This window comes from Kitasatospora sp. NPDC101157, from assembly GCF_044768255.1.
Lineage (GTDB): Bacteria > Actinomycetota > Actinomycetes > Streptomycetales > Streptomycetaceae > Kitasatospora.
The window spans coordinates 158,300-178,148 of record NZ_JBIWPL010000010.1 but is presented as its reverse complement, the minus strand read 5'-3'; the positions used below and the strand labels follow the sequence as shown (position 1 = coordinate 178,148).

At 72.5% G+C, this 19,849-nt stretch carries 16 protein-coding genes and 2 tRNA genes; 9 read left to right on the top strand and 9 right to left on the bottom strand.

Features of this window, described 5'->3' with window-relative positions; all coding sequences use genetic code 11:
• Positions 1-70 precede the first annotated feature (70 nt).
• Both ACIRVF_RS21710 and ACIRVF_RS21705 read left to right on the top strand, forming a co-directional pair.
• Positions 71-144, top strand: a tRNA-Lys gene (locus ACIRVF_RS21710).
• A 73-nt stretch (positions 145-217) separates the two neighbouring features.
• The gene (locus ACIRVF_RS21705; protein ID WP_402820027.1) at positions 218-877 is read left to right on the top strand and encodes a GPP34 family phosphoprotein; all 660 of its coding nucleotides are present in this window, start codon (positions 218-220) and stop codon (positions 875-877) included.
• Between the two features lie 92 nt (positions 878-969).
• Here ACIRVF_RS21705 and ACIRVF_RS21700 read toward each other — a convergent pair whose 3' ends face one another.
• Complete coding sequence (locus ACIRVF_RS21700) at positions 970-1,821, bottom strand: alpha/beta fold hydrolase (protein ID WP_402820239.1); 852 nt, start codon at positions 1,819-1,821, stop codon at positions 970-972.
• 399 nt (positions 1,822-2,220) lie between these two features.
• Here ACIRVF_RS21700 and ACIRVF_RS21695 point away from each other — a divergent pair.
• From ACIRVF_RS21695 to ACIRVF_RS21685, 3 genes are all read left to right on the top strand, one after another.
• Positions 2,221-2,294, top strand: a tRNA-Lys gene (locus ACIRVF_RS21695).
• 223 nt (positions 2,295-2,517) lie between these two features.
• Positions 2,518-4,968, top strand: a complete 2,451-nt coding sequence (locus ACIRVF_RS21690; RefSeq protein ID WP_402820024.1) for a transglycosylase domain-containing protein — start codon at positions 2,518-2,520, stop codon at positions 4,966-4,968.
• Positions 4,969-5,127: 159 nt separating this feature from the next.
• The gene (locus tag ACIRVF_RS21685) at positions 5,128-6,282 is read left to right on the top strand and encodes an EamA family transporter (protein WP_402820021.1); all 1,155 of its coding nucleotides are present in this window, start codon (positions 5,128-5,130) and stop codon (positions 6,280-6,282) included.
• Here ACIRVF_RS21685 and lepB read toward each other — a convergent pair.
• Together lepB and ACIRVF_RS21675 are read right to left on the bottom strand one after the other, a co-directional pair.
• A complete protein-coding gene (gene lepB / locus ACIRVF_RS21680; RefSeq protein WP_402820018.1) occupies positions 6,245-7,204 on the bottom strand; it encodes a signal peptidase I in 960 nt (319 codons plus the stop codon). The two genes, ACIRVF_RS21685 and lepB, sit on opposite strands and share 38 nt — an antisense overlap.
• A 142-nt stretch (positions 7,205-7,346) precedes the next feature.
• Positions 7,347-7,682 (bottom strand): chorismate mutase, encoded by a 336-nt coding sequence (locus ACIRVF_RS21675; protein ID WP_402820015.1) that lies wholly within the window; start codon positions 7,680-7,682, stop codon positions 7,347-7,349.
• A gap of 237 nt (positions 7,683-7,919) precedes the next feature.
• Here ACIRVF_RS21675 and ACIRVF_RS21670 point away from each other — a divergent pair, with 237 nt between their 5' ends.
• Both ACIRVF_RS21670 and ACIRVF_RS21665 read left to right on the top strand, forming a co-directional pair.
• On the top strand, positions 7,920-8,345 hold the full coding sequence (locus ACIRVF_RS21670) for an OsmC family protein (protein ID WP_402820012.1): 426 nt from the start codon (positions 7,920-7,922) through the stop codon (positions 8,343-8,345).
• 439 nt (positions 8,346-8,784) lie between these two features.
• Positions 8,785-10,923, top strand: coding sequence for a putative bifunctional diguanylate cyclase/phosphodiesterase (locus ACIRVF_RS21665; protein ID WP_402820009.1), 2,139 nt, complete (start codon positions 8,785-8,787; stop codon positions 10,921-10,923).
• Positions 10,924-10,997: 74 nt separating this feature from the next.
• Here the strand turns inward: ACIRVF_RS21665 and ACIRVF_RS21660 are convergent, their stop codons facing one another.
• Positions 10,998-12,089 (bottom strand): LLM class flavin-dependent oxidoreductase, encoded by a 1,092-nt coding sequence (locus tag ACIRVF_RS21660; RefSeq protein ID WP_402820006.1) that lies wholly within the window; start codon positions 12,087-12,089, stop codon positions 10,998-11,000.
• A 720-nt stretch (positions 12,090-12,809) separates the two neighbouring features.
• On the opposite strand from ACIRVF_RS21660, the gene ACIRVF_RS21655 reads away from it, so the two are divergent.
• Both ACIRVF_RS21655 and ACIRVF_RS21650 read left to right on the top strand, forming a co-directional pair.
• On the top strand, positions 12,810-13,397 hold the full coding sequence (locus tag ACIRVF_RS21655; protein ID WP_402820236.1) for a DedA family protein: 588 nt from the start codon (positions 12,810-12,812) through the stop codon (positions 13,395-13,397).
• Positions 13,398-13,754: 357 nt separating this feature from the next.
• On the top strand, positions 13,755-15,035 hold the full coding sequence (locus tag ACIRVF_RS21650; protein ID WP_402820003.1) for a hypothetical protein: 1,281 nt from the start codon (positions 13,755-13,757) through the stop codon (positions 15,033-15,035).
• 49 nt (positions 15,036-15,084) lie between these two features.
• Here ACIRVF_RS21650 and ACIRVF_RS21645 read toward each other — a convergent pair whose 3' ends face one another.
• The 5 genes from ACIRVF_RS21645 to ACIRVF_RS21625 all read right to left on the bottom strand — a co-directional run bounded on the left by ACIRVF_RS21645 (position 15,085) and on the right by ACIRVF_RS21625 (position 19,823).
• Positions 15,085-15,990, bottom strand: a complete 906-nt coding sequence (locus ACIRVF_RS21645) for an alpha/beta fold hydrolase (protein WP_402820000.1) — start codon at positions 15,988-15,990, stop codon at positions 15,085-15,087.
• Entirely contained in the window at positions 15,987-17,075 is a 1,089-nt protein-coding gene (locus ACIRVF_RS21640; protein ID WP_402819997.1) for a branched-chain amino acid ABC transporter permease, read from the bottom strand. Before ACIRVF_RS21640 ends, ACIRVF_RS21645 begins: the two co-directional genes overlap by 4 nt.
• Positions 17,076-17,326: 251 nt before the next feature.
• On the bottom strand, positions 17,327-18,193 hold the full coding sequence (locus tag ACIRVF_RS21635) for a branched-chain amino acid ABC transporter permease (protein ID WP_402819994.1): 867 nt from the start codon (positions 18,191-18,193) through the stop codon (positions 17,327-17,329).
• Positions 18,193-19,017 carry an ABC transporter ATP-binding protein gene (locus tag ACIRVF_RS21630; protein WP_402819991.1) on the bottom strand — a complete coding sequence of 275 codons (825 nt, stop codon included), beginning with the start codon at positions 19,015-19,017 and terminating at the stop codon, positions 18,193-18,195. Before ACIRVF_RS21630 ends, ACIRVF_RS21635 begins: the two co-directional genes overlap by 1 nt.
• A 65-nt stretch (positions 19,018-19,082) precedes the next feature.
• Positions 19,083-19,823 carry an ABC transporter ATP-binding protein gene (locus ACIRVF_RS21625; protein ID WP_402819988.1) on the bottom strand — a complete coding sequence of 247 codons (741 nt, stop codon included), beginning with the start codon at positions 19,821-19,823 and terminating at the stop codon, positions 19,083-19,085.
• Positions 19,824-19,849 lie beyond the last annotated feature (26 nt).

The following is a 19,849-nucleotide window of genomic DNA, read 5'->3' as shown; positions in this document are numbered from 1 at the left end:
CGGTGGGTGTTCGGCCGAATACGATTCGGCGGATCGGGCCGGCGGCGTGTACTGTCTTCCAGGTCAGCAAGCGCCGCTAGCTCAGTTGGTTAGAGCAGCTGACTCTTAATCAGCGGGTCCGGGGTTCGAGTCCCTGGCGGCGCACATGGCAAGGTCTCAGGCCGCCCACTCCGGTGGGCGGCCTGAGGCGTTTCCGGAGCGGGTAGACCTTCCCACCATGACCTCCTCCGACCCCCGCCCACTGGCCGAGGAACTGCTGCTGCTCTGCGCCGACCCGGTGTCCGGGCGCCTACGGTCCCCGACCGCTTTCCCGACCGCGGTCGCGGGCGCCGTCCTCGCCGAGATGCAGCTGACGGGCACCATCACCGTGGAGGACCGCCGGATCACCGCCTTCGTGCCGTCGGGCGACCACGACGAACTCACCACCAGGGTGCTGACCGCACTCGAACGAGCGGGTACCGGCCGCCACCGGACCACCCTGGACCATGCGCTGGGCACGCTCCGTTACCGCAGTGGCCACCGGCGGCACCTGGACCGGCTGACCGACCAGGGCGTGCTGACCGTCCGCACCCCCGTCTTCCTCGGACTGCCCCGGCGCCGCTGGACCGCCGTCCGGCCGGACACCGGGGCGCTGATCGCCGAACGGGTGGCGGCGACGCTGGCCCGGACCGCCGGGTCCGGTCCGACCACTCCCTCGGAGCAGCGGGACCACCAGCTCGCCGGGCTGATCGGGGCGGCCCGCCTGGAGCGCCGGCTCTACCGGGGAACGGCGGGCGAGCCGACCCGGCGCGCGGTGCGGCAGCTCGCCCACAGCCTCCCCGTCCCCCAGGCCGTGAACCGGGCGGTGGCCCGGCGCAGGAGGGCGATGAGCAGTTGAGGGGCCGGGCCGAGCCGGGCCGGGGGCCGAATCCGCTCCGGACCTCAGGCGCTCCGGACCTCAGGCGCTCCGGACCTCAGGCGCTCCGGGCCTCAGCCGGTGTCGAGGACGGCGGAGGCCACCGCGTCCGGACGGTCGGACATCACCAGGTGCCCGGCCGGGGCCGTGGTCCGGTAGTCGGCCCCGAGCAGCGCCGCCAGTTCCCGCTGCCGGGCCAGCCAGGACTCTGTGCGGCCGGTCCGGCAGCCGTCGTCGGCGGCCAGCACGGTGACCGGCAGATCCTCGGGCAGCGGCCGGGTGCGGCGCAGCTCGTCCAGTTCGGCGGCCACGTCCAGGTAGCGGACGTTCTCCCGCAGCAGCGCGCGCAGGGACCGGCCGGTGCGGTAGCAGTGCCGGACCAGTGGCGCCGGGGCGAGGTCCTCGCGGCGGACGGTGGACAACCGGGCGGTCACCCGGCGGGCGGTCGGGCCGAGCAGGTACGGCACGGCGAGGGCGGTCGCGGCGCCCGCCACGACCCGGGCCGCGACGTCCCGCGCGGCCGGCGCGGGGTAGGGGCGGGGCTCCGGTTCGACGCTGCCGTCGACCAGGACCAGCCCGGCGGCCCGCTCGGGGTGCAGCCGGGCGAAGGCCTCCACGTGGAAACCGGCGAGCGAGTGGCCGACCAGGGTGCAGGGCCCGGCCAGCCCGAGGCCGTCCAGCACCGCGCGGATCCGCTCGGCCTCCCCGGCCGCCGTCGGGGCGGGGCGCCCGGTGGCGGGCTCGGCGGCGCTCAGCCCGTAACCGGGCCGGTCGAAGCGGACGACGGTGCGGTAGGGGGTGAGGAAGGGGACGACGAGGTCCCAGTCGAACCAGCTGGTGCCCAGACCGCCGGTGAGCAGGCAGACCGGGCCACTGCCCTCGGCGCGGACGTGCAGCGGGACGCCGTGGATGCGCAGGAACTGCACCCGGGGGGTGCGGTGCGGAGGACCGGCGGGGCCTGTCGGGCCGCTGGCGCCGGTGGGGCCCTGGGGGTTGCTCGGGCCGGTCGGGCCGGTCGGGCCGTTGGGGGTGGTCATGTCGGCCTCCGGTCGACGGTCGGCTCGCCGGGGGCGCCCGCTTCGCCCGGGCAAAGACGCCGCGGCACTCAGCTGCAGCAGCGCGGCGACCGTCGTCCGCGCGCGGTGGTGCCGGGGGTGGGGGCGTCGGGATCGAGGATGTCCGGGCTGCGGGCTGGGCGCCTTTCCAGCCTAGCCGTCGGCCGAAAGCCTCCCCAACCGGGAGGAATCGGGCGCGAGGGGAACCGGGCGGGGCGGGAGCGGTTCGAGGCACCCTCCGGAACCGTGTATTGTTTTCCAGGTCAGCAGGCGCCGCTAGCTCAGTTGGTTAGAGCAGCTGACTCTTAATCAGCGGGTCCGGGGTTCGAGTCCCTGGCGGCGCACAGACAGTTGGGGAGCCTCTCGCAGCAGCGAGGGGCTCCCCGATTTTTTGGCCTTCGATGTCCGTTTTATGTGTGATGTCGGTCTCGATTGCCGTTCCGGTGGAGCCATTGGGCCCGCCCGGCTCGTCCAGGGCAGTGAACCGGAATCGGGACGAAGGTCCCTAACCGCCGAAGTCCCCGTCTGTGCAGGCCGGCTCGGTCCGCCCGCAGGAAAGGCCGCGCCTTGTTCCGAAACGCCCAGAGCGGCCGGTCGCCGATCGGTCTCCGGCCGGTCAAGCGGCTCAAGCGCCCCACCACCACGGTGCCCGGCGGCAAGAAGCCGCGCCGCCCCAAGCGCACCGGCTGGCGCCGGCTGATACCCACCTGGCGGATGACCCTGCTGGGCTTCGCCGCGGCACTGCTGCTCGGCGTCGGCCTGTTCGCGCTGGGGGTCGCGTTGGTGAAGGTCCCGGACGCGCACGCCGCGGCGACGGCCCAGAGCAACACCTGGCTCTACGCCGACGGCTCGGTGATCACCCGCACCGGCCAGACCAACCGGCAGAACGTCGGCCTGGACAAGGTCTCCCCCGCCGCCCAGCACGCCGCGCTGGCCGCCGAGGACCGCAACTTCTACAACGAGGGCGCCGTCAACGTGCAGGGCCTGGTCCGGGCCGCCCTCAACACCGCCAAGGGCGAGGGCACCCAGGGCGGCTCCACCATCACCCAGCAGTACGTGAAGAACACGTACCTGAACCAGAAGCAGTCGATCACCCGCAAGGTGAAGGAACTCTTCATCGCGATCAAGGTGGACGCCACCGAGAGCAAGGACGACGTCCTCTCCGGCTACCTCAACACCTCCTACTACGGTCGCGGCGCGTACGGCATCCAGGCCGCCGCCCAGGCGTACTTCGGCGTCGACGCCTCCGCGCTCAACCCGGCCCAGGGCGCCTACCTGGCCACCCTGCTGAACGCCCCGAGCGCCTACGACGTCGCCACGGCGACCCCGGCGGGCAAGCAGAACGCCGTCAACCGCTGGAACTACGTCATGGACGGCATGGTCAAGGAGGGCTGGCTCCCCGCCGACGAGCGGGCCAGGACCACCTTCCCGGACGTCAAGGACCCGCAGCCCAACCCGGGTCTGTCCGGCCAGTCCGGCTACCTGGTGGACGCCGCCACCCAGTACCTCACCTCGAACAACGTCATCAGCGAGACCGAGCTGGCCAAGGGCGGCTACACGATCAAGCTGAGCATCGACCCGAACCGCCAGCAGGCCCTGCAGGACTCCGTCCAGGCCCAGCTGCACGACACCCTGAACCCCGACAAGCGGAAGAAGGACGCGGCCGCCCAGGCCGGCGCCGTCTCGGTGGACCCGAAGACCGGTGCGGTCGTCGCCCTGTACGGCGGCGTCGACTACGTGAAGCACTACGTCGACAACGCCACCCGGCGCGACTACCAGGCCGGTTCGACCTTCAAGGCGATCGCCCTGGCCGCCGCCTTCGAGAACAACGCCAAGACCCAGGACGGCCGGACCGTCACCCCGCACACGATCTACGACGGCACCAGCGGCCGCAAGGTCCGCGGCGGCAAGGGCACCCCGTACGCGCCGCCGAACGAGGGCGACCGGAGCTACGGCCAGATCAGCCTCCAGCAGGCCACCGACTGGTCGGTCAACTCGGCCTTCGCCCAGCTCGCCCAGGACACCGGGCTGCAGAAGGTCAAGGACACCGGCGTCGCGCTGGGCCTGCCGGCCAACACCCCCGGCCTGGACCCGGTGCCGTCCATCCCGCTGGGCGCGGCCACCCCGAGCGTGTTCGACATGGCCGGGGTGTACGCCACCCTGGACAACGGCGGCAAGCAGATCACCCCGTGGCTGGTGCAGTCGGTGGACCGCGGCGGCGAGTCCGTGGCCCTGCCCCCGCACAAGACCACCCAGGCCATCAGCGCGGACACCGCCAACCAGGTCACCTCGATGCTCCAGGGCGTGGTGAGCGACCCGGGCGGCACCGGCTGGCGAGCGAAGGCACTGGGCCGTCCGGTGGCCGGCAAGACCGGCACCACGGACGACCAGAAGTCCGTCTGGTTCGTCGGCTACACCCCCGAGCTGGTCACCTCGGTCGCACTGTTCGGCCAGGACCCGGGCACCGGCGCGCAGGTCAGCCTCAGCGGCGTCGGCGGGATCGACGGCGCGGCGGGCGGCCAGTACCCGGCGCAGATCTGGACCAGCTACATGAAGGCCGCGCTCAAGGGCCAGCCGGTGAGCGACTTCCCGACCCCGGCGGACGGCGGCGACTCCTCGGGCGCCACCGACCTGCCGACCGTCCCGAGCACGCCGAGCAGCACCCCGTCGGCCGGCAGCGCCACGCCGAGCACCGGCGCCGGCAACCAGCAGGGCGACGGCTCCGGCGCGAACTCCTCGGGCGGCTCGGGACCGGGTTCCGGCTCGGGAGCCGGATCCGGCTCGGGCTCCGGCTCCGGTTCCGGTTCCAGCTCCGGCTCCGGCTCCGGTGGGGGCGGCACCGGGACGGGCACCGACCCGGGCGGTCAGCCCACCAGCCAGCCCACCTCGCGGCCCACCGGCCGGCCGACCACCCGGCCGACGCCGACCACCCAGCCGACGACCGGACCGACCGGGCAGCCGACCAACCAGCCCACCGGCGGGACGAACGCGCTCACCGGGGCCGGGGCCGGGGGCTGATCGCCCCTCCGGGCGACGTCGTTCCACGCGGGCCGGATCACCGACAGGGGTCGGTGATCCGGCCCGTCGGCCATCACGCCGTTGCGGACAGTTGAGACCAGGACCAAATGACGAAATGGCGCCTTACCGAAGCGCTGGTAGGACTGCCACAATGCGCCAGTGCACAGATCAACGGCCTCGCCCACCCACCCTTCGGGCAGAACCCTCGGCCTCGGCCTCGCTCTGGTCTCCGCCATCGCGTTCGGCGGTTCAGGTACTGCGGCCAAACCGCTGATCGAGGCCGGACTCTCCCCGCTGCACGTGGTCTGGCTCCGGGTGACCGGAGCGGCCGTGGCCCTGCTCCCGATCGCCTACCGGCACCGTGACGCCGTCCTGCGCCGCCCCGGCCTGCTGCTCGGCTTCGGTCTGCTCGCCGTGGCCGGCGTCCAGGCCTGCTACTTCGCCGCGATCTCCCGCATCCCGGTCGGGGTCGCCCTGCTCATCGAGTACCTCGGACCGCCGCTGCTGATCGGCTACGTCAGGTTCGTGCAGCGCAAGCCGATCTCCCGCGGCGCGGCCATCGGCGCCGGCGTCGCGGTGGCCGGACTGGCCTGCGTGGTGGAGGTCTGGAACGGCCTCAGCTTCGACGCGCTGGGCGTGCTGTTCGCCCTCGGCGCGGCCTTCTGCCAGGTCGGCTACTTCCTGCTCGCCGATGCCGGCCGCCGCGGTGACCGGCCGGTCGACCCGCTGGCCGTCAGCGCGTACGGACTGCTGATCGGCGCCGTCCTGCTCACCGTGTTCACCCGGCCCTGGCAGGCCGACTGGGGCCTGCTCGGCGGGTCCGTGGTGATGAACGGGCACAGCCTGCCCGCCCTGATCCCGGCCGCCTGGATGGTGCTCATCGCGACCGTGCTCGCCTACCTGACCGGGGTCGTCTCCGTCGGTTACCTCTCACCGCCGGTGGCCGGAGTGGTCGCCAACCTGGAGGCCGTGGTCGCCACCGTGCTGGCCTGGGTCCTGCTCGGCGAGCACCTGGGGCTGCCGCAGGTCACGGGCGGTCTGCTGGTGCTGGCGGGCGCGTTCGCGGCCCAGACCAGCAAGCCGCCGGTGGTGGAGGCCGGTGTCGGCGATGGGGCCAGGGATGGGGATGGGGCCGGGGCCGGTGTCGCGGCCGGGGGTGGGGCGGGTTCCGGCGCGGGTGGTGCCGGCGGTTCCGCCCCTACCGGGGCCACCGCTTCCCGGGCCACCGCGGCTGCCCGGGGTGCCCGGGAGCGGGTGGCAGCCGCCGGCCGCGGGGTCAGCGACCGGTCCAGCCGAACCAGTCGAGGTGACTGACCGGCCACACCACGGCCGACACCGGGCCGACCACGTTGCCCACCGGCACGGCGCCGCCACCCGGCCCCTGCCGGTGCCAGCGGGAGTCCGCCGAGTCGCTGCGGTGGTCGCCCTCGACCCAGATGTAGCCCGAGGGGACCTTCACCGGGCCGAAGTCCATGCCCGCGCAGGAGTCGTCGCCGGGGTGCAGGTAGGGCTCGTCGACCTTCTTGCCGTCGACGGTCAGCGTGGTTCCCGCGCACTGGACGGTCTGGCCGCCGGTCGCGATCACCCGCTTGACCAGGTAGTTGTCGTCCTTCGGCGGCACCAGCCCGACGAAGCTCAGCACCGAGCTCACGGTGTTGGTGACCGGGTTCGAGTCGACCGGCTGCGGCGGCAGCCAGTTCCCCGGGTCCTTGAACACCACCGGCTGCCCCTGCTGCGGCGTCCAGCCGGTCAGCGGCGCGAGCTTGTTCACGCCGACCCGGTCACCGACCCGCAGGGTGTTCTCCATCGACCCGGACGGGATGGTGAAGACCTGGAACAGGCAGGTCTTGATCAGCAGCGCGACCGCCAGTCCGACCACCACCATCACCGGCAGCTCGACCCACCACGGCCGGGGACGGCGCGCCGACCGGCGGGCCTTGCGCCCGCGCGGTCCGCCGGCCCGACCCCGGGCCCCGGGCCGGGCCCCGGGCTCGTCCCCCGCCACAGGCCGGTCGTACGGGCCCTGCTGGTCGTGCCCGCCCCGCTGGGAGTGCTGGGCCTGCTGGGCGTACGGGTCGTACACGGCCTGCTGGTCGTACGGGCCCTGCTGGGCCTGCTGGGCGTACGGGCCCTGCTGGACCTGCTGGGCGTAGTGGGCGTCCCCGGCGGCTGGTTCGCCGGGCTCGGCGGGTTCACTGGGAGCTCCGCCGGGCGTTTCGGGCAGGTTCACCGCCATCGTCGCTGCTCCACCTCTCCGGCTGGGGAAAGTTGCACGCTACGCCAACCGGGAGGCCTCACGAAATCCGGCGTTTAGCCGCGCCCGACATCGCCGCCCGCGGGTTCCGATGCCGGGCGCCGCCTCAGCGCCCTCAGCGCCTTCAGGCGCGGGCGATGGCCTCGTGGTGGCGGATCACCTCGGCGATGATGAAGTTCAGGAACTTCTCGGCGAAGACCGGGTCGAGCTTGGCGCCGGCGGCCAGTTCCCGCAGCCGCTTGATCTGGTCCCGCTCCCGTGCCGGGTCGGCCGGCGGCAGCTTGTGCTCGGCCTTGAGCCGACCGACCCGCTGGGTCGCCTTGAAGCGCTCGGCCAGCATGTGGACCACCGCGGCATCGATGTTGTCGATGCTCTCGCGCAGGCTGGTCAGCTCCGCCCGTACCGCGTCGTCGATGCCCTCCGGCACGCCGGCGTCGGGGGTCGTGGGCTGGTCCGTCATCGGGTCGGCTCCCGGTGTCTGGGGTGGGCGCCCGGCAGTACGACGGCCGGGCTCGGGCCCGGGCAAATCTAACAGGGCACCCGCTCCGGACCGGCACCGTTCGGGGGAACCGTCCAGCATCCGGACAGCCCTGCGGACCGTCCGGCGCCCGGCTCCAGGGCGGCCCTGCCCGTAGGCTGGTGCGTGCATGACCGGAAGTGACGACACAGCAGTCCCTCAGCACTGGAGGAACCGATCGTGGCAACCACCCGCACCGCCCGCACCGCCTGGGAGGGAGACCTCCTCCACGGCAAGGGGCAGGTGACCTTCGCCTCCTCCGGGATCGGCGAGTACCCCGTCTCCTGGCCGGCCCGCGCCGAGGAGCCCAACGGCAAGACCAGCCCCGAGGAACTCATCGCGGCCGCCCACTCCGCCTGCTTCTCGATGGCCCTCAGCAACGGTCTGGCCAAGGCCGGCAATCCGCCCACCAAGCTGGACACCCGGGCCGACGTCACCTTCCAGCCCGGCACCGGCATCACCGGCATCCACCTGACCGTCACGGGTGAGGTCCCCGGGCTGGACGAGGCCGGCTTCGCGAAGGCCGCCGAGGACGCCAAGGCCAACTGCCCGGTCAGTCAGGCCCTGACCGGCACCACCATCACCCTCACGGCCGAACTCGCCTGACCACCCATGGGCCGTCCGCCCCCCGGCACCTCCGGGGGGCGCACCACGGTCCTGGCCCCGCCCCCGGCGCGCAACCAGCGCCCGGGGGCGCAGCTTCGGCGCACGCGCTCCTGGCGCACCTCATGTGATGTGCACCGAAGGCAGCCGAACGTTCCGCCATGCATAATCCCAAACAGGGCGAATCACTCTGGCGGCGGTCACCGCGCGTTGTCACCGCGGCCTATGATCGGCCGAAGCGCCCTGTTCTTCACCCGGGTCCCCGCGCGACAGCGCCCCACGGCGGACGCCCCGCAGCGGACCGACTCCGAGGACCCCGACAGAGTGCGGAGCCGGCCGCCGGAATCCCGACCGGCCAGGCAGACCATCGTCAAGCGTCAGCAGCGGACGGGAGCATGCCGTGCCGGGCCAGAACGAGGGGGCCGACGCACACCACCCAGGCGTGCGGCACAAGGAATCGTCACACCACCGCCACCTCGCCGCGCCGTTCCTCGATCCGGCGGGCCCGGCCGGATCGGCCGCACCTGCGGCCTGCGGCACGCTGGAGGATCCGGGGGTGCTGCTCTGCCCCACCTGCTCGGCCCCGTTGACCGGCGGTGCGCACCCGGGCGCCGGTGGGTCCCCGGGCCGGGAGGGCGACGACGACCGGCTGCTGGCGGCGCTCCGGGCCAGCGAGTCCCGCTTCCGGGCCGCCTTCTGCGACGCCGTCATCGGCATGGCCCTGATCGACCCCGAGGACCGGATCATCGAGGTCAACCCCGCCTTCGCCGCCCTGATCGGCCGTGGCGTCGGCGAACTGGTCCGCACCCACCTGCACGAGATCATCGACCCGGAGGGCATGCCTCCCCGGCTGTTCACCGCGCTCGTCCACGGCGAGCGGGAACGGTTCCGCGTGGAGAAGCAGCTCAAGCACCGTGAGGGCCACACGGTCTGGAGCAAGGTGACCGTCTCGCTCATCCGGAACCCCGCCGGGCAACCGCTCTACACCCTTGCGCTGGTCGAGGACATCACCGAACAGCGCCGGCTCGGCGACCGCCTGGAGTACCAGGCCCTGCACGATCCGCTGACCCGGCTGCCCAACCGGACCTTCTTCTTCGAACGGCTCGACGCCGCCTGTCTCCCGGGCGCCGACGACCGCGGGGAGCGCGCGGACCGCGGGGGCTCCGGTCGGCCGGTGGCGGTCGCGGAGGAACGGCGGGTGGGCGTCTGCTACCTCGATCTCGACGGCTTCGCGGCGATCAACGAGACCCTCGGCCACCACATCGGCGACGAGCTGCTGATCGCCGTCGCCGCCAGGCTGCGGCGCGGACTCTCCGAACGGGACGCCCACCTGGTCGCCCGGATGGGCGGCGACGAGTTCGCCGTCCTGGTCACCGACAGCGTCGGCAGCGAGCAGCTGACCTCGCTGGCCGGGCGGATCCTGGAGGTGCTGGAACGTCCCTTCGACATCGCGGGGCACCGGTTGGTGGTCACCGCCAGCGTCGGCGTCGTCGAGCGGTCGGTGCACGAGACCACCCCGGCGGACCTGGTCAAGGACGCCGACGCCACCCTCTACTGGTCCAAAGCCGACGGCCGGGCCCGCTGGACCCTCTACGACCCCGACCGGGGCGCCCACCAGCTCACCCGCCAGCTGCTCGCGACCGCGCTTCGGCCGGCCCTGGAGCGTGGCGAGTTCACCATCGAGTACCAGCCCCTGGTCGGCCTGGCCGACGGCGCGGTGCACGGCGCGGAAGCCCTGGTCCGCTGGCGGCACCCCCGCTACGGGACACTCTCCCCCGACCGCTTCATCCCGCTCGCCGAGGAGTCCGGCGCCATCGTGCCGCTCGGCAAGTGGGTGCTGGAGGAGTCCTGCCGTCAGGCCCGGCAGTGGCTCACCGAGTTCCCGGACACCGAGACCTTCGTGAGCGTCAACCTGGCGGCCCGCCAGATCTGGGACTCCGACGTGGTGGCCGACGTAGCCCGGGCCCTCGAAAGCACCGGTCTGCCCGCCCGGCTGCTGCAGCTGGAGATCACCGAGAGCGCCCTGCTCGGGCCCGGCGGCCGCCCGCTGCAGGCCCTCCAGGCGCTCGCCGACATGGGCGTGCGGATCGCCATCGACGACTTCGGAACCGGCTACTCCAACCTGGCCTACCTCTCCCGGCTGCCGGTGCACGTACTGAAGCTCGACGGGACGTTCATCGAGGGTTTCCGCGACCCGGCCCCGGCGACGACCGGCCACTCCGTCGCGGGCACGGCCACGGCCTCGACCGCCCCGTCGGCACCGGGATCCGGATCGGCTTCGGCTTCGGCTTCGGCTTCGGCGTCGGCGTCGGCGTCGGCGTCGGCGGAGCGTCCGGGTCTCCCGGCACTCCAGTCCCGCCGACGGGACGCGGACGAGCAGATCGTGGGCGCTATGGTCCAGCTGGCCCACACCCTCGGACTGACCGTCACCGCCGAGGGCATCGAGAGCGCCGCCCAGGCCGAGCGGCTCCGTCTGACCGGCTGCGACACCGCCCAGGGCTGGTACTTCGCCCGCCCCGGCGAGGCCGAGCTGGTCGCGGCGATACTCCGGGAGGGCCGCCCCGCCCCGAGCGGCCGCTAGGCCGACGGGGCGGGGCCGGCACCCGGGTGCCACCTGGTGGCCGACGTCAGGCGGCCGACGTCAGGAGTTCACCGTCAGGCCGTCGCGGTCAGGCCGTACGTCTCGGCGATCAGGCCGTAGGAGCGGAACCGGGCCTCGTGGCCGTGGATGTGCGAGGTGACCATCAGCTCGTCCACCCCGGTCCGCTTGCGCAGGGCCTCCAGCCCGTCCGCGACCTGGCCCGGGGCGCCCAGCACCACGTTGTCGAGCCAGCTGTCGATGAAGTCCGCCTCGGCCGGGCTGTACGGGTACTCCTCGGCCTCCTCCGGGGTAGGGATCGGTCCGGGGTTGCCGCGCCGGAGGCGGAGCATGCCCAGCGCCGCGGAGCGGGCGAGGCGGCGGGCGACGGTCTCGTCGTCGGCGGCGACGGCGCTCACACCGATCAGCGAGTAGGGCTCGCTGAGCACGGCGGAGGGTCGGAAGGACGTCCGGTACAGGTCCAGTGCCGGGATGGTGTTGGCGCTGCTGAAGTGGTGGGCGAAGGCGAACGGGAGGCCCAGGCGGCCGGCCAGCTGGGCGCTGAAGCCGGAGGACCCGAGCAACCAGACCGGTGGACGGCTGTCGCCCTTGGGGACGGCGGTCAGCCGCTCGTACGGGTGGCCGGAGGGGAAGTCACCGTCGAGGAAGTGGGTCAGCTCGGAGAGCTGCAGCGGGAAGTCGTCCGCGCCCTCGGCCAGTCCGCGGCGCAGAGCGCGGGCGGTGGCCGGGTCGGTGCCGGGGGCGCGGCCGAGCCCGAGGTCGATCCGGCCGGGGTGCAGGGCCTCCAGCAGACCGAACTGCTCGGCGATGGCCAGCGGCGCGTGGTTGGGGAGCATGACGCCGCCCGAGCCGAGCCGCAGGGTGGTGGTGTTGGCCCCGAGGTGGGCGAGCAGGACGGCCGGAGTGGAACTGGCCACGCCGGGCATGCCGTGGTGCTCGGCCACCCAGAAGCGGTGGTACCCCCACTGCTCGGCCCGGCGGGCCAGCTCGGTGGTGGCGGCCAGCGCCTGAGCTGGCGTGTAGCCGACGCCGACGGTGGCCAGGTCGAGGATCGAGAGCGGAGCGGGTGCCGTGCCGCGGGCGGTGCCCCGGATCGCCTCACCGGTCCCCGGTCCGGTTCGGTGCTCCTGCTGGTCCTCGGTGGTCATGCCGTCCGCCCTCCTGGCTGTCCTTGTCCGGCTCTCCTCCGAGCCGGCTGTCGTGGGCGGCCGCGCGGGTCTCGGACGCCCCGGCGGTCGCTGCTGCCGAGGGAGGTCAACCACGACCGCGGGCTCACTGTTCCCGGGCGAGCCACTCGGTCCGAGCTGTGACCCGGAGTGCCGGGAGTGGCCGGGCAGCGGGGCGGGGGCAGCCGGGCGGCGGGGCGGGGGCAGCCGGGCGGTGTGCGGGCCGGGGCTGGCCCCGGGTGCTGCCGAGCGGTTCGGCGCGACCGCGCCGACCGGCCGTTCGGATGACGGAGAGCCAGCAGGCCGACACGATTGGCGACTTCACGCCAGGATCGGAAGTCGCCAGCCGGAGCGCTCGCGACCGGCGGCCGGCTTCGGGCAGGCCGGTGATCAGGAACGGGGCACCGAGCGGGTCCGCGTTCCGACGGCAAGATCTTCGGGCTGGACCAGCGCCGAACGATCCCTGCGAGCCCTCGGCGCGGCACCCCGCCCCGGGGGCTCGTCCCATTTCCGAGGGCCTTCTCCCACCCGCTCCGGCTACCTCCTCTCGGGCCGCATCACCGGGGCCGCGAGCTGCGGCCGGCTGCCGTGATCCCCGCCATACCGGGGTGCTTCATGGCATGAAAAGTCGGGACGCTAGCGTTGACCCAGCAGCCACCTGCTCCCCCAGGGCGGCGTGGAGGGAGTAAGGCCTTGAATTTCGTGGCGGCGACCGGATCCTCGTGGATCTGCGCCCTTGCGCTCTTCGCCGTACTCGGCGACGCCCTCCTCCCCTTCATCCCGAGCGGAACGCTGGTCATCCTGGCCGTGCTCAAGACGGCGCAGATCAACGGCGCCCCGGTGCTGCTCGGCCTGGGCGTGGCGGTGGCCTCCTTCCTGGGCGACCTCCTGCTGCTCCACCTCGCCCGGCGCGGGGCCCCACTGCTGCAGCGTCGGCTCGCCCGGCGCCCGAAACTGGCGGCCAGCGTGGCCCGGGTCCAGCAGTCACTGGTCGAGCGCCCGCACGGCGGGGCGGCCGCGATGGTGGTGGTCGCGCGGTTCGTACCAGCCGGACGGACCGTCCTGGACCTGGCCATCGGCCACTCCCCCGCCCATCCGCACCGCTTTCTGCACTGGTCGGCGCTGGCGGCGCTGGTCTGGGCCGCCTACATCGTGACGCTGGGCTGGCTGAACAGCCACTGGTTCAACACCGCCTGGCTGAGTCTGGCGGTCTCCTGCGCGGCGGCCACCGCCGTCAGCACCGCGATCGCCCGAATAGTGCGCCGCAACCGGCGGCTGGCCGCGCTCTGACCGGCCCCGCAGCGGCCGGCGACTTTCGGCCGTGAAAAGCTGTCAGGAGCACAATTTTCCCTTACGGGCGACGGTCAGGACCGAGCGCTGACGAACTCCGACCGGGCCCGGCAGGGCGGCGGTACCGTACTTTCCTGACGTCGCGCAGTGCTAAGCGTCACAGGACCGCAACAGACGACGGCTCCCTGCAGCCCGGCCGGGCACCCCCGACGTGTTCACTGTCGTCGGCGCCCGGGGGCCTTGGTAGCCGCTGCGGCGACATGACATGCTAACGGCGGAATATTCATCAATTGCCCGATTTGACCGGAGCGGCCCAGGGCCGCCCTCACCACCGGCGATCGGCACCCAGGGGAGACCATGACCAGCATCTCGCGCAGGACGGTGCTCAGTGCGACCGCTGCGACCGCGGCCCTCGGCGCGGTCGCCGCTTGTTCCAGCAGCGGATCCGGTTCGGGGCAGGACTCCACCTCACATTCCTCCGGCGGCAGTACGAAGGCCGAGCAGAGCGGCGCCGCCGACCCGACCCAGATCACCGTGCCCAAGGGCACCCCGATCGGCGACGGCTCCAACGCGGACACCGGTCCGCAGCCGAACCAGCCCAAGCCGGAAAAGCTCAAGCCGGGCGAGCGCCCGCCGCAGTTCGTGGTGTTCTCCTGGGACGGCGCGGGCGGCACCGACGACGGCCAGTTCCCCCGCTTCCTCAAGCTGGCGGAGCAGTACAAGGCCACGATGACCTTCTTCCTCTCCGGCATCTACGCCCTGCCCAAGAGCAAGTCCGAGCTGTACCACCCGCCGAAGCACTCGGTCGGCGCCTCCGACATCCCGTACCTCTCGGACGGCGCGGTGAAGAGCACCCTCAAGCTCGTCAGCCAGGCCTGGCTCGCCGGGCACGAGATAGGCACCCACTTCAACGGACACTTCTGCTCCAGCCGCCCGGACAAGAACGGGGTCAACATGTGGACCCCGGACGACTGGCAGAGCGAGATCGACCAGGCCATCGCCTTCGTCACCCAGTGGCGGACCAACACGGGCTTCACCGACGTCGACCCGCTGCCCTTCGACTACAAGAAGGAGCTCATAGGCGGCCGCACCCCGTGTCTGGAGGGCCAGAAGGCGCTGCTGCCGACCATCGCCAAGCTGGGCTGGAAGTACGACGCCAGTTCCTCGGGCGGCCTCCAGATATGGCCGCAGAAGGTGCAGGACGGCAAGATATGGGACTTCCCGCTGCAGTCCATCCCGTTCCCCGGACACACCTTCCAGGTCCTGTCGATGGACTACAACATCCTGGCCAACCAGTCCAACGGCAGCACCAAGGGCGACCCGTCCAAGTACGGCGACTGGCGGACCCAGGCCACCAACTCCTACCTGGCCGGCTTCGAGCGCGCCTACAACAGCAACCGGGCCCCGTTCTTCATCGGCAACCACTTCGAGCAGTGGAACGGCGGCATCTACATGGACGCCGTCGAGGAGACCCTCAAGGCCATCGCCGGCAAGCCCGAGGTCCGGCTGGTCTCGTTCCGGCAGCTGGTCGAATGGCTTGAGGTGCAGGACCAGTCGACCCTGCGCAAGCTGCGCACGCTCAACGTCGGCCAGGCGCCGTCCGGCGGCTGGGAGAGCTTCCTCGGCGCGGCGGGCTGACCCGGCCGGCCCGGCCGACAGGGCGATCGCGCCCCGCCGGCCGGGCCGGTCATCCGGCGGCGTGGACGTCCGTGAGCAGCTTGCCGACGATGCGGTCGGCTCCGGCCTCGCCCCAGAGGATCGAGTAGTGGTTGGTGCCCGGCACGGGTGAGGCGGGCACCCGGTCCAGGTCCAGCCCGGACAGCCCGATCCGCTGGTGATCGTAGAGGCCCTGCGGCTCGTCGAGCAGGCCGCGCTCCGCCCAGAGCAGCTCTGCCGGGCAGGGCAGTCGGTGGACGGCCCCGGCCGCCTCCCGGTCCAGCAGGACCTGGGCACCGTCGGCCCGCACGGCCTCCAGAACGCAGGAGGAGCGCAGCGCGGGCTCGGCTCCGACAAGGTCGCGTTGGATGTAGGCGTCGATCCCGTCGGACCAGTTGCCGGCGAAGGCCGGGTGTCGCTGCCAGAACTCCCGGTAGGCGGCCCGGTCCGGGAAGGTCATCGACAGTCGGGCCAGTGCGGGGCCGAGCACCGCGGCCAGGGCGTCCTCCTCCCGGGCGCCCTCCGGGAGCGGGAAGCTCAGCGCACCGTCCACCAGCAGTACCCGACGGACGAGTTCGGGGTGCCGGACCGCCGTCAGGGCGGTGACCCAGGCTCCCATCGAGTGGCCGACGACCGTCACGGGCGCCGCACCCAGGGAGGCGATCACCGCGGCCACGTCGTCGGCGTGCCGGGCCAGCCCGTACGGTCCGGCGACCGAACGGCTGGCACTGCGGCCCCTCAGGTCGGGCGCGAGCAGGGTGACCCGCCCGGCGAGCCGACGGGCGATCTCGTACCAGGCGAGGCCGTTGGCGGTGATGCCGTGCACCGCCACGACTGTCGGGGCCCCGGGCCGGTCGGCGGGCCACCGCAGGACGGCGAGGTCCCCTCCGGGCACGGGGACGGTCAACTCCTCTGGCTCCAGGGGCGACTGGCTCACGCGGGGGTACCTCCGGTGGGACGGGCGGTGGGCACGCCGGCCGGCGTGCGAACCGCCGAGCGGGCGGATCGGGCGGCGCGGATGCGGGCGGGCAGTCCGGCCAGGCCGCCGGGGAGCAGGTAGACCACGGCGACGAACAGGGCGCCCAGCAGGAACAGGGGCTGGGAGAGCGGCACGCGCAGCACCGCGGGCAGGTCCGCGACGGCGTTCGAGTTGGCGAGGTCGCCGAGCCGGTGGCCGGCCCAGGTGTAGAGCACCCCACCGAGCAACGGCCCCCAGCGGCTGCCGGGGCCGCCGAGGACCACCATGACCAGCAGCGCGAGCGTGGCGTCCGAACCGGCGGCCTGCGGGGCGGCCCCGCCGGTGAGCAGGAGGTAGACAACCCCGCCCAGTCCGGCGAGCGCGCCGGACAGCACGAAGGCGACCAACTTGTAGCCGTAGGGCCGCAGTCCGAGTACCTCGACCCGGCGCTCGTTCTCCTTGATGCCCTCCCAGACCCGCCCTGCCGGGGAGTTGACGGCCCAGTGGACCGCGGCGACCGTCAGTACCAGGTAGCCGACGGCGATCCAGTAGAGGTTTGCGGTGTTCTCGATCCCGAGCAGGCCGGACGGCAGCAGGTCGGCCGGGGCGGACCTGCCCTCCTCGCCGCCGGTGACCCCACCGGGGTTGCGCTGGACGAGGATGGCACCGGCCTGGGCGAAGGCGAGGGTGACCATGGAGAAGCCGATGCCGGTGACCCGCAGGCTCACCGAGCCCAGCAGCAGGGCCAGCAGAACGGTGCAGGTAACGCCGAACGCCGCGGCGGCGGCGAAGGGGAGTCGCAGTTCGAGCATGCCGAGGTCAGTGGCGTAGAGGCCGGTCGCGAAGTAGAGCGCGTGGCCGAAGGAGAGCAGTCCGGTGCGACCGAGCAGGAGGTCGTAGCCGGTGGCGAGGGCTCCGTAGAGCAGGCACAGGGCGATGAGTTGGAGACTTCCCGGGCTGCCGAGCGGGCCGTCGAGCAGTCCCGGGACGGGAAGCGCACTGTATGGGGCGACAAGGAGCGTGATCAGCAGGGCGATCGGCCACCAGCGTAGCGCTGCGTGCATCCGTGTCCAGCGAATAGTGACTGAATCACCTGTTCGAGCGATAGTGTCGGGCTCGTCCGTTTGTTCACCATGGTTCCGGGCAAGGCTGGTGTCAGTCCCCCTTGCCACAGTGGGGGCGTCGGCGGAGCTGGTGTCAGTCCCCTCTGCCGACAAGGCGGTCACGGCAGGGCTGGTGTCAGTCCCCCCTGCCGGGGTGGCGGCGCTGCGGGCGGCCGCGGGGCCACCGGTGCTCGTGATCGGAGTTTCGGCGCTCACGCGAGCCTCCCGGTGAGTCCACGGGGTCGGACCAGAAGCAGCACGGCGAGCAGGACGACGACCGAGAGGTCGCCGAGCCCGGCGCCGGTGTAGTAGTTGGCGAACTGCTGGACGAGGCCGACGCCCACCGAGGCGGCGGCGGCCCCGGTCACCGAGCCCATGCCGCCCATCACCACGACGACGAAGGCGAAGATGAGCAGGCTGGTCCCCTGACCGGGATTGACCGAACCGAAGTAGAGGCCGCCGAGGGCGCCGCCCAGCGCGGCGGCCGCCCCGCCGATGGCGAAGACGAGGGTGAAGGCCCTCCGGACGTCGATGCCGAGCGCCGTGACCATTGCCCGGTCCTCGACGCCGGCCCGGACGATCAGCCCGTAGCGGGTGCGGGCGAGGAACAACCGAAGAGTGAGCAGCAACAGCGCGGCGGCGGCCACGAGCACGAAGCGGTTGACCGGGACGGTCGCACCGAACACGTGCCAGGTGCCGGCCAGCAGGGCCGGCTGGGGGAAGGGGCGGGCGTCCGCGCCCCAGACCCCCATGAGCAGGGCGGGTACGGCGAGCCCGACCCCGACGGTGGCGAGTATCTGGTCGCGCGGACGGCTGTAGAGCGGCCGGATCAGGAGGAGTTCCAGCAGGACGGCCGCGGCCGTTCCGACCAGGGTGCCGAACGGCACCGCGAGCCAGAAGGAGAAGCCGGCCTCCGTGCCGGCCCACCAGGTCGCATAGGCGCCGATGGAGAGCAGGGCGCCGTGCGCGAAGTTGAGCACGTCCATCAGACCGAAGATCAACGAGAGACCGGAGGCGACCAGGAAGTACAGCGCACCGAGGCCGAGACCAGTAAAGGAAAGGAGGACGACGGTGTCCATCAGGGCTTCACCTCCGTGGTGACGACAGCGGTGCCAGTCGGGAAGCCGACCGTGGAGGCGGCGGGTGGCCGGGGTCCACCGGCGAGCGGGTGACGGGAGCCGACACCGAGCAGGCGACGGGCGGCCTCCTCGTCGGCCAGCAGTTCGGCGGTGTCGCCCCGGTGGACGGTCCGGCCGTCGGCCAGGACGGCGCAGGTACCGGCCAGTCGACGAACGAGCGCGAGGTTCTGCTCGACCAGGAGAACGGGCACGGCCTCGGCCGCGCGCGCCAGCACCTCGGCCACCTCGGAGACGATCTTCGGCGCCAGGCCCTTGGTGGGCTCGTCGGCGATGATCAGCCGGTTCCGGTTGAGCAGCGTCCGGCCGATGGCCACCATCTGCTGTTGGCCGCCGGAAAGTGTCCCCGCCAACTGACCTGACCGCTGCTTGAGTTCGGGGAAGAGCTCGTGGACGAGCGCGTAGTCCGGCTCGCCCGCCTCGGCTCCTCCAAGGGCTCCGCGCTCGGCGAGGCGAAGGTTCTCGGCGACCGTCAGGCCGGCGAAGATCCCCCGATCCTCGGGCGCGTAACCGACACCGCGGCGAACCACCAAGTGAGTTGGGAGGGAAGAGATTTCCGCGCCGGCCAGTCGAATGCTCCCGGTGCGAGGAACCAGGCCCATGACGGCCTTCACCGTGGTGGTCTTGCCGGCGCCATTGCGGCCCAGTACTGCGGTGACTCCGGCGGAGGCCACGTCGAAGTCGACGCCGTGCAGGATGTGCAGCCCGTCGATGACCACCCGCAGATCGTGGACGGAGAGGAGGGGCTCGACAGCGGACGCAGGCAAGGCGGACGCAGGCGAGGAGGACGAGGACGAGGAGGACGGATGCAGAGGGAACGACGGAGAGGAGGTCACAACGCCTCACCCAGGTAGGCCTGTTGCACGGTCGGGTCGGCCATCACGGCTTCTGGGGTGTCCAGGGCGAGCAGGGTGCCGTGGTGCATCACCGCCAGGCGGTCGGCCAGGTCGAGCAGGACGTCCATGTGGTGCTCGACCATCAGGACGGTCCGGCCGAGCTCACGGTGCACGGAACGGATCAGTTCGGTCAGAGCCGGCACCTCCTCCGCACTGACGCCGGCCATCGGCTCGTCCAGCAGGATCAGCCTCGGATCGGAGACGAGCAGGACGGCGAGCTCCAGTTTGCGCTTCTCACCGTGGGAGAGCGCTCCGGCCAAGGTGTCGGCGCGATGGGCGAGTTCGGTGCGGCACAGGGTGTCGGCCACCTGCTCCGAGTAGCGGTCGGCGCGGCGCCAGAGGCGGTACGAGGCTGCTGGTCCGGCTGCCGCCTGGGCGGCAAGCCGGACGTGGTCGGCGACGGTCATCCCCGGCCAGAGGGAGGAGGTCTGGAAGGTGCGGCCGAGCCCACCGCGCGCCCGGGCGTGCACGGGCTCGGTGGTGATGTCCACGCCGTCGAGATGAAGGCTGCCGTGGGTCGCCGGACAGATGCCGGAGATCAGATTGAAGAGGGAGGTCTTGCCGGCCCCGTTGGGCCCGATGAAGGCGATGAACTCACCTTCGCCGACCGAGAAGGAGACGTCCTCGACGATCGGCACACCGCGGACGGACCAGCCGAGGCCGTCCAGTCGCAGCACCGGAGCGGAGGAAAGCGGAGGAGTGC